This window comes from Lacicoccus kunmingensis DSM 17847 (assembly GCF_059568765.1).
The window spans coordinates 92,440-105,460 of record NZ_JCANUC010000009.1; the positions used below are offsets into that span (position 1 = coordinate 92,440).

The following is a 13,021-nucleotide window of genomic DNA, read 5'->3' on the forward strand; positions in this document are numbered from 1 at the left end:
ATATCAGAATCGAAATTTAACAATATGTAACCTGAGAGGTTTTGATTGAGTAGACATAGGAACTTTAAAGAAGAATTAGGGACAGTTGAGTACTATCTAAAGAATGATGATGTAAATGGCTCATTCCAAATTTCCAACACTTAGGGCTCAAAGCGGGTACAGATTTTAAAACCCTATGAGATTAAAAATTGATAGCCAATGCAAAAGGCTGATTTTATAATTGTCATATTAATGTGAAACCGCAGTTAGCTATAAATCATATGATTTATATAGATGAATTGTGAATGTAAAGGAGATCAATATGAAAAAACAAACGAGAAACATTCTCAGGATCAGCATCATATCAAGTATTTTCATTTTGGTAGGTCTGACTTTATGGTTCAATTTAACTTCGGATATACAGGCAGTACAGGTCGGTGATGACGCAGTCGACTTCCAGCTTGAGACACTCGACGGAGGGACTGTTCAACTGTCGGAAATTAATGAAGATAAAGGTGTCATCCTGAATTTCTGGGGGACATGGTGTGCCCCCTGCCGTGAAGAAATGCCTGATATGAACGAAGTTTATAACGAAAGTCACGATGAGTATGAACTGGTCGCTGTGAACGTCTCAGAGGACGAGCAGCAGATCAATCAGTTTTTGATGAGTCTGGATGATAATCTATCCTATCCAATTGCGCTCGACCGCAACCGGGATGTCACCAAAGCTTATCAGATCGGTCCATTGCCGACGACGATCGCCATCGATAAAAATGGTGTGGTCGTGGATAAACAGGAATATCAGCTGACCAAAAATGATATTTACCGTTTTGTGGAACTTTCAACTTCGGAATAGGGTGAAGTTTTATGGAATTAAAAGAAATAAAATGCGAATCCTGTGGTCATGTGAACCCGCAGGGCACCCAGCTGTGCCAATCCTGCGGAAAGATGATCGACAGTGATTACGATAAAAATAAAATAAAGGATCTCATGCGTTATGACGGGAGTGCCATCCGATCAAAGACAAGATCCAGAAGCATCTTTGATAAGATATGGATTTTCTTCACTTCCATCTTTTGATTGCACTGGTGCCACTTTCACTCAGTGTAAAAACTGAGAAGAAGAAATCTGAAAAACTGGCTATTTTAATGACTGTAATAGCTTTCCTTATGCAAATTGGCTATTTTATATTGAGATGGGTTGCAACGGAACAGGCGCCGGTATCGAACATGTATGAATTTATTGCAACTTTTTCAATAATGATAATTTTGGGTTATCTGATCACATATCATTATTATCGAACAAAAGTCCTGGGATTGTTTGTGATTCCCGTTTCATTGCTTTTGATCGCTTATGGCAGTATGTTTTCGACTGATGTCAATCCGCTGATTCCATCATTGCAGAGTAACTGGCTCGCAATTCATGTGATCACTGTATCAATATCCTATGGTGTCCTCTCCATGAGTGCCGTTGCGGGATTGATCTATCTTCTGAAAGCAATTCCGCTACGTGAGAAGTCGTGGCGAGCTCGTATACTTGAGATGATCATGGTAGGGCTTGTAATAGTTCTGGTTTATATCGGAACGACGCTAATCATGAAAGGCGCAGTCGGTTACAGTGATGAGTTCATGTATACCGATCAGCGCGGGGATAATCAATATGAACTTGCGGATCATTTTCATACAGGCATCAATTTACCGCCTGTCATCAATTCACAGTCATTGAACACTGTGGTCTGGTCTGTCATTCTAGGGCTAATCGTATATGGAGTACTTCGTCTGATACTGAGAAAACGGTTAATGGCCTTTGTCAAACCACTGGCAAATAGAGCGGACTTGAATTTGATGGATGAAATCGGCTACCGCTCGGTCATCATAGGTTTCCCATTATTCGCACTCGGCGGCATCTTTTTTGCAGCAATCTGGGCGCAGATCGCCTGGAGCAGATTCTGGGGCTGGGACCCGAAAGAAACATGGGCGTTCATCACATTCATGTTCTATACCATTTTCTTACACTTGAGACTGAACAGAGGGTATGAAGGAGAAAAATCTGCATGGCTTGCATTAATAGGTTTTATACTGATACTCTTTAACCTGATTGCAATCCATCTGATTGTTGCAGGACTTCATTCATATGCATAATTAGAGAAAAGGATTGATACGACAGAAAAAATTCTGATTGTTGATGTCATAGAAAGTTCTTAAATATAAGCTGACAGTAAGAGACTGTCTTGATCCTATCTGTTACGATAAATTATGAAAAGGAGGTATTTGCATGGGAAGTGAAGTAACGTTTCTCCTTGCATTCGGAGCCGGATTCTTAAGTTTTGTCTCACCCTGTGTGCTTCCGGTCTTTCCTGCTTTTGTCTCCTACATTACAGGTATGAGCTATAATGAAGTGGAAAATCAAAAATTTAACGTAAGAGCGATATTACATACACTGTTTTTCCTCATTGGATTCAGCCTGGTATATATTGCACTTGGTTTTGGTACAGTATTTCTCGGCGGATTCCTTGTCGAGCATTCGAATTTAATCAGGCAGCTCGGTTCCATTCTGATAGTGGTATTTGGACTCATCATCACAGGTGTGCTCAACTTTAATTTCCTGATGAAAGATAGAAAAATACAGTTTAAAAATAGACCATCTGGATTTTTAGGTTCAATTTTTATCGGTACGGCATTCGGTGCTGGATGGACACCTTGTAATGGTCCAATTATTGGTGCTATCTTTGCTATGAGTGCAACAGCACCAAATAATGCTTTAGTTTTAATGATTGTTTACTGTCTTGGATTTGCAATACCATTTTTCATTTTGAGCTTCTTTGTATCCCGTACACGTTGGATGTTGAAATATTCAAACATAATTATGAAGGTTGGTGGCGTCATTATGGTCTTGATGGGTGTGCTACTGTACTTCGACGGTCTGACTCAAATTATCATTTGGCTACAGCCATTCTTCGGCGATTTCCAAGGATTCTAGCTATAAACATAGAAACTAGGAAAGCAAAAGGTAAAGTATTTCAATGGTATATATATAATAAGATTTAAGGAGGAGTTTTAAATGAAAAAATACTTGATGATAGTTTTTCTGAGTTTAACATTCATCGTAGCTGGGTGTGCTGATGAATCAGCTTCTAACGAAATAGATGTCAAAGAATTTGTTTCAGAGTTGAGTGCCAGCAATATGGTGGAATCTGCTTCTATTGATGATAAGAATCTTGTAGTGGAAGACGGTGGGGAGGAAGATACTTACAACCTTCCTGAAGATGAGTTCTTTGTATCAGCGGCACCTTACATGACATATACACATCCGTGTGAAGTTCATAGTCTGACTGGATGCGAGGGTGAACTTGCAAACGAAGAAATGGACGTGAAGATCACCGATGATGATGGTGAAGTTCACATCGACGAAACGATGACCACGCTGGAAAACGGCTTTTTGGATTTTTGGCTGCCGAGGGACAAGAATTACACGATGGAAGTCAATTACGAAGGTAATACTCTCGAGCATGATTTTTCTACTTTCGAGGGAGATAACACTTGCTTGACGGATTTGCAACTTAATTAAAGTTCAAGAAAGTAGCAGAGCAACTGTTTTTCAGTCGATCTGCTACTTTTTCATTCCATCTCGATGGTTTTTACATAAATGGACTATATAATCATCTAATGTTATGTTCTAAACTAACTTTGTCTTTATAAAAACAAAGTCAATATATATGGAGGGAATTGGATGACTGTAAAAGTTGCAATTAATGGATTTGGACGTGTGGGAAGAACGGTATTGAGGAGATTACTCGACACGTATTCAGAACTGGAACTGGTGGCTGTAAATGATTTAGCCAGTATTGAAAACCTGGCATATCTGTTGGAGTTCGATACGACATACGGCAGGTTGAAACATGATGTTGAGGTGCGTCAAAATATTCTGATCGTCGGTGAGAAAGAAATCAGGGTCTACCAGGAAGTTGATGCAAAAGACCTTCCATGGAAAGAACTGAAGATAGATATCGTGCTGGAAGCAACCGGTTTTTATACGACTGCAGACAAGGCAAAAGTACACTTGGACGCGGGTGCTGAAAAGGTCGTCATAACAGCGCCGGCGGATGAGCAAACAAAGATGATTGTCTATGGTGTGAACGAGGAGATTATCGTAGATGATAAAATCATATCTTCTGCCTCTTGTACAACTAATGATTTAGCCCCGGTTGCTAAAGTTTTAAATGATAACTTCGGAATTGTCAACGGGTATATGACGACAATAAAAGCCTATACACCTTCACAATCATTGCATGACAGTCCCAGTAAAGACTTGAGGCGCGGAAGAGCAGGTGCGATGAATGCTATCCCGACTTCCACCGGAGCAGCAAAGGCTGTAGGGAAGGTTATTCCTGCACTTGAGGGGATCGTTGATGGTTCAGCTGTCAGAGTACCACTGGCGGGTGGTGCATTGGTGGAGTTCTATACCAACTTGGAAAAAGAAGTGACAATTGAAGAAGTGAATGAATTGATGAAAAAAGCATCGAACCCATCATTTGAGTATTCTGACAAACCAATCGTGTCTTCAGATGTCATCGGAACGTCAGCCGGTGGCGTTTATGATGCAACACTCACAGACATAGTAAAGAATGGCGACAGTCAACTTGTAAAAACCGTTTCCTGGTATGATAGTGAATATGGATTTGTATCAAATCTCGTCCGTCTGACTGAGTATTTTGCCAGCACTGAATAATTATTGGTGAAAATAAGATGATCCAAACTTTATGTATGAGGATGATGGATATACTGCAAGAGGATAGGAAAAACACCAGAGTGACGAAAGAAACCCCCGGGGTCACAGATTATTGTATCATCTGTGACCCCGGGAGTTTAATATCAGTCATGTTATTTGTTAAGAACATCGTTCAAATGATTTCCTATAATTATTGAAAATCATTTAGAAGTTATTCTGCAGGTGCAAGTTCCTCTTCAGTTACCCATTTATGATTCTGTACTTCTTCCTCAGTATCTGTGGTCACGAAATCCACCATATAGACAGTCGTTTCTTCCGCTGAATCAATTGTAGCTGTTGCGCCTTCCATGCCTTCCATATGATCTGTTTCCAGCACTACTTCAGTACCAGGCTCCAATGGTGCTTCTGCAGGGTCTTCCAATTCTTCATGGATCACCCATTTATGATCTTCAACCGGTTGTCCCCCATCCGTTGGTGTAAATGAGACAGTATAGACGGTAGTATCAAAAGCACCTGAAATAGTGGCTTCAGCACCATCCATCCCTTGCATATGTTCTGCTTCTATAATCACCTGGCTCCCAACTCCATATGTCGGATTTTCTGCCTCTTCAAGTTCGTCGGGTACTTCACCGGAACTTGACATTTCTTCAGCAGAGTGATCCATGTGGCCTTCAGAGTGCCCGTCTGACTCCGTGTCAGTTCCTTCTTCAGTGGCCGACTCATTTTCAGTTTCCGAGTTCTCCCCATTATCGTCAGGCTGAGTCTCCTCGCCGTTGCATGCAGCCAATAAAATAGATGCGAAAATGATAAAGGAACCCAATGTTATTTTGTTTTTTACCATGTAAACAACCTCCATTTTTTGTGTCACTCAAGACTATAACAGTGACATGTGCAGTTTCAATCCAGATTTCATTAAATTTATATGTATTTAATAAACAGCAGAGCTTTGCATTTTCAGCACATTGAATTTAGGACAATTTGAAATAGATATGATATATCACATCTGCACAAAAAATCCATATAATAATTATAAAATATATGAGAATACTACCGCGTTAATTTTGTAATAAGTGCATGGGGGTATAATAATGATGTCAAAAATACTATTTATCAATATAATAATACTATCAGCGATATTTCTGGCAGGATGTACCAGTAATGAAGAGGGAGACTTTGAAGTCGCTTTTGATAACAAAATAGAGCATATTCATGGAATAGGATATGCAGGTGAAACTAATGGATTATACTTTGCGACCCATGGTGGCCTGAAAATATATTGCGATAGTGAAGGGTATGAAACGACTAGAAATTATAATGACTATATGGGATTCAATGCTGTGGATGAAGGATTCTACACTTCTGGTCATCCAGGCGGAGATTCCGATATACCCAATCCATTCGGTATACAGCGCAGTTTTGATGGGGGACGAACCCTCGAGCATATCAAGTTTGAAGGGGAAACTGATTACCATGCCATGGCAGTTGGGTATGACAGCCACGATATTTTTCTCATGAATCCTGAAAGAAACTCTGAACTGGAGAAAGGGTTTTATAGAAGTGTAGATGAAGGAGAAACTTGGGAGGAAGTAGATGCTGAAGGGTTAGAAGGAGGCGTGTTATCATTTGCCATGCATCCAGCGGATTCAAATTTTGTTGCAGCTGCCACTTCCGAAGGAATTTATTTATCAAAAAATGGTGGAAATGACTTTAAAGTATTAACTGATGCCGGCCATTCAGGCACAGCTGTATATTTCTTTGAGGATGATTTATATTATGCGACGTATGGGGAGAGTGTGAAGCTGGTCAAAAGAAGTGTCAGAAATGATGATAAGGTTGCAATTAATATACCTAAAATGAATGATGATGGGATTTTATACATTGCTAGAAATCCTCGGAATACTGAAGAATTAGGGATATATACTATAAATGGAGATGCGTACTTGTCTAAAGATGGCTCGGTAGAGCAATGGGGTAAGATTTTAAATGATGGAAATGCCAAATGAGTGAAATTTTTTAAAATACTATAGATTCCATGATTTAAAGTTTTGTAAACAAATCATTTAAAGATACTTGTTTTCATAATTCATAGTTCGTCAATATATCAGAAAAAGAGGGTTTTTATGTTAAACAAATTATCTTTGAAAATAGGGCTGCTGTTCTTCCTGGTTATTTTGACCGTGGAGATAATCCTGTTTTATATCTTGTATACTAATCTGGTCGACAATCGTGTTGAAGAAGTGATGAGTGATTTACTGGCACGCGGAAATACCCACAGCGACGTACTGGAAGAAAACTATACCTCTTCCACCATAGAGCATGTTGCCATTATGGAATCAGAATCTGAATTTATCGTCGTGATAACAGATGACGTCGGTGAGGTCATAACCAGTTCGAATCCGGTGGAATCAGAGCTGGCAGCAGTGGTTGAACATACTGACCATGATGGGGTCCCTGAGGGCGGAACGATTCTTGAATCAGACTGGTCCAATGAACCTTATGTATCTACAGACAGCCCGATCACCATAAATGAAAACCATATAGGGCATGTGTTCATGTTTGCTGATAGCGATAATATTAAAAGAATCATCGACCAACTCAGCCAGCAATTTTTATTTGTTGGTCTGCTCACTGTTTTCTTAACAATCATTACAGTGTTCATACTTTCCAGAGTCATCACGCAGCCGTTGCTTAAAATGAAAAAAGCGACGGAACAATTAAGCAGCGGGCATCATGAAGTGGGGCTATACACCCATCGGAAGGATGAGCTCGGTGAATTGGCAACTTCAATTTCAAGACTATCAAAAGATCTGGAACGTTTAAAAAATGAAAGAAACGAATTTTTAGGCAGTATTTCACACGAACTCCGTACACCTTTAACTTATATGAAGGGGTATGCGGATATACTCAGTCGGGAAGACTTATCCATAGAGAATAGAAATCAATACATTAAAATTATTCAGGAAGAAACAAGACATTTAGTCGATCTCATTCAAAATCTATTTGAATTGGCTAAAATAGATCATAATAAATTTACCATCAAAAAAGAAAAAATGGAATTCGGAGAGTTGATTCGAACTGTCGTGACACGAATCCAACCCGCCATTGAGAATAAAAATATACAATTTACTGTTGATTATCCAGATGATCTGGTGGCTTATGTCGATTCCGATAGAATCAGGCAGGTGCTGCTTAATATACTGGATAACGCGATAAAATATACGTCTGCAGGAAACAGCATCACAATGGAAGTGAGCCAAAGTAAAAATGAAATTTTGACAATCATATCGGATACAGGCGAAGGCATCGCTGAAGAAGATGTGCTGCACATATTTGAAAGGCTGTATCGTGCAGATAAATCAAGGTCACGAGCGAACGGAGGCTCCGGACTCGGACTGACCATCGCCAAAGAAATCGTGGAACTGCATGGCGGTCATATCAGAGTGGAGAGCAAACCAGGGAAGGGTACGGTTTTCATCATATCTTTACAAAAAGGAGCTGCAAATGAAGAAAGTTTTATTGATTGATGATGAAGAAAGAATGTTGGAATTGTTGTCTTTGTACTTGGAACCTTACCAGTATGATTGCAAAAAAGCACTCGGTGCGAAAGAAGGGCTCACATATATCAAAGAAGAAAGATTTGACATTGTATTACTCGATATCATGATGCCGGAAGTGGACGGTTGGCAGGCCTGCAGAGAAATCCGGAAATATTCAGATGTGCCGATCATCATGGTGACTGCGCGCGAACAGAAAGAGGATACCGTCAAAGGACTCAGGCTTGGCGCAGATGACTATGTCACAAAACCTTTTGATGAAGCTGAACTGATTGCACGGATTGAGGCTTTATTAAGGCGGACCCAGACCGGCAGTCAGATTGAGATAGGTGGATTGTCATGGAATGAAGATCGATTTGAATTGGCTTATAAGGGTCGATATATCAAGTTGACACCAAAGGAATTTGCACTCGTTGGATTGTTTATAAAAAATCCGGATAGAGTGTTCACCAGAAATCAATTGATTGATTTAATATGGGGTATGGATTCTGAAACTGAAGGTCGGACAGTAGATTCACATGTAAGAAATATGCGTGAGAAAATAAGGGAAAGCGGTTTTCCCATTGATGAATGCTTTCATACTGTATGGGGTGTCGGCTATAAATGGATAAGAAAATAAAAGAAGTGGCGTACTGAGGTGTTTTCAGTATGCCACCTTCTATTTGGAAAAATTGATTATGCGACTTCTTTACAAGCCTCTGCACACTTGAAGCATGCCTCTGCACATTTTTGACAATGATCATGGTCATGTTTCTGACATTCCTTGCCGCATGCTTCGCATATTTTAGCGCAAACTGCTGCAAGATCAGAAGAAAATGGTGAATTCCTCGTCAGCGATTGTTCCAGAAAAGCACACATATCTGCACATTCGCGGTCCAGACGGATGCACTCTGCCATCATTTTTACATCTTCTTCCTTCAAGCACGCATCGTAGCAATGGTTGCAGGCAGCCATACATTCATGTAACGTCTGAATCAGTTGTTGATGTTGTTCGTGAGCCATTTGAAAACCCCTCCTATGAATTTTAAAAATTCTTACATGAATCGGATTCTCGTTTATTTTACATATAAACTGATTTTGATGAACTCCATAGAAACTGCACAAAACTTTAATACTATAATCATATCCTGTAGAGCCTAATCCCTAATTCTCCAGTTTTGATTCATTAAAAAGCAATAAGACCTTGACAATTATCGATTACAATTGTAAACTTTAATTAAGAACAATACAAATGTAAATGATTGGAGGGGTGAAGTATGCCACAGCAAGATTTGAAGATTACAGATTCCGAATGGGAGGTGATGCGTGCTGTCTGGGCGCAGGATAAAATGGGCAGCAGAGAAATCATAGACGTACTGCAGCAGAAGAAAGATTGGGGCACAGCCACGATAAAAACTTTTCTCGGAAGATTAGTTAAAAAAGGTATGCTTGAGACTGAAAAAGACGGCAAGAAGTTTCTATATTCAGCCAGTATTAAAGAGGATGAATTCATTAGTTTCACTCTGGATGAGACTTTCGATAATATTTGTGATAAGGATGCCGGAAATACGATAGCAGGCTTGATTGAAAAGTCGATTTTAAGTTTTGATGATATAGAGCAACTTGAAAGAACGATAGAGATGAAGAAAAAAAATGCAGTGCAGGAAGTAGCTTGCAGTTGTACACCCGGGCAGTGCAAATGTCAAACGCATCATCATTGAGAAAGCGATTGTATATAAATGGTTGCGTAATCTTTTAAGTTTTTAAATACCCCGAGCGGGTATTGGAGTGAAGGAGATAATTTCACTATGCTTTTCCTTAATAATAAAGAAAAGAGGGATAAAATGTCAGAACATGATCACAAACATCATGGTCATCACCATGACGATCATAATAATCATGACGACCATGACGACCACGGAGACCACCACGGCCACGGAGACCATGACGGTCACGATGGCCATCATCATCACGGAGATTTCAAGAAAAAGTTTTTTATTTCATTGATTTTTGGGATACCGATCATTTTTCTCGCCCCGATGATGGGCCTCGAACTTCCATTCCAGTTTACATTCCCAGGCTCTGAATGGGTTGTGCTGGTGCTTGCCACAATTCTTTACTTCTACGGTGGTCAGCCTTTCCTGAGCGGGGCCAAGGAAGAGTTGAAAGCTCGTAAACCGGGCATGATGACGCTGATTTCAATGGGGATCTCCGTTGCATACTTCTACAGCCTGTATGCATTCATCATGAATAATTTCGTTGCTCCGGATGCACATACGATGGACTTCTTCTGGGAACTCGCGACATTGATCATCATCATGCTCCTCGGTCACTGGATTGAGATGAATGCTGTCGGTAATGCAGGGGACGCACTCAAAAAAATGGCCGAGCTGCTCCCAAGCACTGCTGTCCTCGTTGATCAGGACGGCAACACGAGAGAAGTTGAACTCTCAAATGTGAACGAAGGTGACGTCGTCCAAGTGGGGGCAGGTGACAACATCCCTACAGACGGCATCATCGTATCCGGCCACACTTCAGTGGATGAGTCGCTGGTTACAGGTGAATCCAGGAATGTTGAAAAAACAGTCGATAATTCTGTCATCGGCGGGTCTGTGAACGGATCCGGTACGGTTACGGTAAAAGTGACAGGTACCGGGGAGAGCGGTTATCTGTCGCAGGTGATGGGGCTTGTGAGCGAGGCTCAAAGTGATAAGTCACGCGCAGAACTGCTGGCCAACAGGATTGCCGGGTATCTATTCTACTTCGCACTCAGTGCGGGGCTGATTTCGTTTATCGTATGGATGTTGATTTCAAACAACGTGGACTTTGCGCTTGAAAGACTGGTGACGGTGCTGGTCATTGCATGTCCTCATGCGCTCGGGCTCGCCATCCCACTGGTGACGGCACGGTCGACATCCATTGGCGCAAGAAACGGTCTGATTGTGAAGAACCGTGAATCCCTTGAAACTGCGAGACACTTGGACGTCGTAATGATGGATAAGACAGGTACGCTTACAGAAGGCAACTTTGCAGTGAACCATTTTGAAAGCTTTAATGATGCATATTCGGATGTAGAAGTACTCGGATTCATGGCAGCGATGGAGAAAAGCTCGAGTCATCCGCTGGCATTAGGTATTCTTGACAAAGCAGCAGAAGAAGATGTCGATATCCCGCAGGCGGAAGGTGTCAACAACATACCCGGCATCGGGCTGGAAGCCACAATTGCGGGTAGAGACATGAAAATAACAAGTGTTTCTTATTTTGAAGATAATGATATGGATTATGATAAGGAACAGTTTGAATCCCTTGCAGGGCAGGGGAACTCGGTCAGCTTCCTGGTCATAGACGGTGAAAACAGCGGTATTGTTGCACAGGGCGACCAGATCAAATCAAGCTCCAAAGGAATGATCAGAGAGCTGATTGACCGCGGCATTGAACCGGTCATGCTGACAGGGGACAATAAGCAGGTGGCGGAAGCCGTCGCAGCTGAACTGGGGATCACTGATGTACATGCCCAGATGATGCCTGAAGACAAAGAGGCAATGATCAAGTCGTACCAGGAGCAGGGTAAGAAAGTGATGATGGTCGGGGACGGCATCAATGATGCACCGAGCCTCGTACGGGCGGATATCGGTGTGGCAATCGGTGCCGGTACTGACGTCGCAGTCGAATCCGGAGACGTCATACTGGTCAAGAGTGAACCGTCGGATATCATGAATTTCTTGTCACTGGCAGAGAAGACGATGAGTAAGACAGTACAGAACTTGTGGCTCGGGGCAGGGTATAATATAATCGCAGTTCCGCTTGCAGCAGGTGTACTTGCTTCAGTCGGGCTTATCCTGTCTCCTGCTGTCGGTGCAATACTGATGTCGATCAGTACGGTCGTTGTTGCGCTGAATGCAATGACGCTGAGATTGAACTAGTAAAAAGCAAACCTTAAACGACTGTGAACTGTAACCTATAATGTAACAGCTCAAAAAACTTAGGCAGTGCATAGATGACCTCGATATTGAATCGGGGTCATTTTTAAATAACTATCGTTTTATTGGAATTATAATTTGTATAGTTATAAAGATGATAAGCGTTCATAAAAGTACACTTTCACGGATGCTTTCAAAACAACTAAAAACAACGTTCGTAAATGTGTGAAAATACTTTACGAACGTTATTTAATTTATGTGTACTTTTAAGAACGAATAAATTATTTATCACAATAAAGTTCACTTACGATATCGTAATTTCTTTCAGCTTTATTTCAGAAAATTCTTTCTATGTCGCGAAAAACTTATACAAGTTTATTATTATTCAAACATCTGCTTTAATAAAGAAAAACAAGATGATATACTATATTCAAACAAATATTTGATTGACGAGGTGTATGTATGAATAAGAAAGAAACATGTGAAGTTTTTTGTTATGACGAAGAAAAGGTTAACCGGATGCAAGAGAATTTACAAACTGTCGATATTGCCGGTATATCACAGATGCTTAAGGCTATTGCCGATGTGAATAGGGCAAAAATCACCTATTCCTTATGCAAGGAAGAGGAATTATGCGTCTGTGACATCGCAAATATACTCGGTGTGACTGTAGCAAATGCATCTCATCATTTACGCACGCTCTACAAAGAAGGCATCGTTACATTCAGGAAAGAAGGGAAACTCGCGTTCTATTCTCTGGAAGATCAGCATATTAAAGAAATCATGACGATTGCATTAATACATAGGAAAGAAGTGATAACCAATGTCTGAAGGGATTGCAGAACTGACTGAAGAAGAAAA

At 40.8% G+C, this 13,021-nt stretch carries 14 protein-coding genes; 12 read left to right on the forward strand and 2 right to left on the reverse strand.

Features of this window, described 5'->3' with window-relative positions:
• Positions 1–301 precede the first annotated feature (301 nt).
• The 6 genes from BO48_RS10195 (at position 302) to gap (ending at position 4,707) form a co-directional block, all read left to right on the forward strand.
• Positions 302–835, forward strand: coding sequence for a redoxin domain-containing protein (locus BO48_RS10195; RefSeq protein ID WP_496367353.1), 534 nt, complete (start codon positions 302–304; stop codon positions 833–835).
• Between the two features lie 11 nt (positions 836–846).
• Positions 847–1,059, forward strand: coding sequence for a hypothetical protein (locus tag BO48_RS10200; protein ID WP_496367355.1), 213 nt, complete (start codon positions 847–849; stop codon positions 1,057–1,059).
• Entirely contained in the window at positions 1,032–2,120 is a 1,089-nt protein-coding gene (gene ccsB / locus BO48_RS10205) for a c-type cytochrome biogenesis protein CcsB (RefSeq protein ID WP_496367357.1), read from the forward strand. Before BO48_RS10200 ends, ccsB begins: the two co-directional genes overlap by 28 nt.
• 133 nt (positions 2,121–2,253) lie before the next feature.
• Positions 2,254–2,958: a cytochrome c biogenesis CcdA family protein gene (locus BO48_RS10210; RefSeq protein ID WP_496367358.1), complete on the forward strand. Its 705-nt coding sequence runs from the start codon at positions 2,254–2,256 to the stop codon at positions 2,956–2,958.
• A gap of 81 nt (positions 2,959–3,039) precedes the next feature.
• Complete coding sequence (locus BO48_RS10215) at positions 3,040–3,546, forward strand: CueP family metal-binding protein (RefSeq protein WP_496367360.1); 507 nt, start codon at positions 3,040–3,042, stop codon at positions 3,544–3,546.
• Between the two features lie 162 nt (positions 3,547–3,708).
• Positions 3,709–4,707, forward strand: coding sequence for a type I glyceraldehyde-3-phosphate dehydrogenase (gap, locus tag BO48_RS10220; protein WP_372909130.1), 999 nt, complete (start codon positions 3,709–3,711; stop codon positions 4,705–4,707).
• A gap of 211 nt (positions 4,708–4,918) precedes the next feature.
• On the opposite strand, the gene BO48_RS10225 is transcribed toward gap, so the two are convergent.
• Positions 4,919–5,548 carry a YdhK family protein gene (locus BO48_RS10225; RefSeq protein WP_372909131.1) on the reverse strand — a complete coding sequence of 210 codons (630 nt, stop codon included), beginning with the start codon at positions 5,546–5,548 and terminating at the stop codon, positions 4,919–4,921.
• 250 nt (positions 5,549–5,798) lie between these two features.
• Here BO48_RS10225 and BO48_RS10230 point away from each other — a divergent pair, with 250 nt between their 5' ends.
• From BO48_RS10230 to BO48_RS10240, 3 genes are all read left to right on the forward strand, one after another.
• Entirely contained in the window at positions 5,799–6,710 is a 912-nt protein-coding gene (locus tag BO48_RS10230) for a F510_1955 family glycosylhydrolase (RefSeq protein WP_496367362.1), read from the forward strand.
• Between the two features lie 117 nt (positions 6,711–6,827).
• Positions 6,828–8,231, forward strand: coding sequence for a sensor histidine kinase (locus tag BO48_RS10235; protein ID WP_496367364.1), 1,404 nt, complete (start codon positions 6,828–6,830; stop codon positions 8,229–8,231).
• The gene (locus BO48_RS10240; RefSeq protein ID WP_496367366.1) at positions 8,209–8,880 is read left to right on the forward strand and encodes a response regulator transcription factor; all 672 of its coding nucleotides are present in this window, start codon (positions 8,209–8,211) and stop codon (positions 8,878–8,880) included. Before BO48_RS10235 ends, BO48_RS10240 begins: the two co-directional genes overlap by 23 nt.
• Before the next feature lie 56 nt (positions 8,881–8,936).
• Here BO48_RS10240 and BO48_RS10245 read toward each other — a convergent pair whose 3' ends face one another.
• Complete coding sequence (locus BO48_RS10245) at positions 8,937–9,263, reverse strand: four-helix bundle copper-binding protein (protein WP_372909135.1); 327 nt, start codon at positions 9,261–9,263, stop codon at positions 8,937–8,939.
• A gap of 254 nt (positions 9,264–9,517) precedes the next feature.
• Here BO48_RS10245 and BO48_RS10250 point away from each other — a divergent pair, with 254 nt between their 5' ends.
• The 3 genes from BO48_RS10250 (at position 9,518) to BO48_RS10260 (ending at position 12,991) form a co-directional block, all read left to right on the forward strand.
• Positions 9,518–9,961, forward strand: a complete 444-nt coding sequence (locus BO48_RS10250) for a CopY/TcrY family copper transport repressor (protein WP_239416244.1) — start codon at positions 9,518–9,520, stop codon at positions 9,959–9,961.
• A gap of 123 nt (positions 9,962–10,084) precedes the next feature.
• Positions 10,085–12,163: a heavy metal translocating P-type ATPase gene (locus BO48_RS10255; protein ID WP_496367369.1), complete on the forward strand. Its 2,079-nt coding sequence runs from the start codon at positions 10,085–10,087 to the stop codon at positions 12,161–12,163.
• Positions 12,164–12,622: 459 nt separating this feature from the next.
• Entirely contained in the window at positions 12,623–12,991 is a 369-nt protein-coding gene (locus tag BO48_RS10260) for an ArsR/SmtB family transcription factor (RefSeq protein ID WP_052256044.1), read from the forward strand.
• Positions 12,992–13,021: the final 30 nt, after the last annotated feature.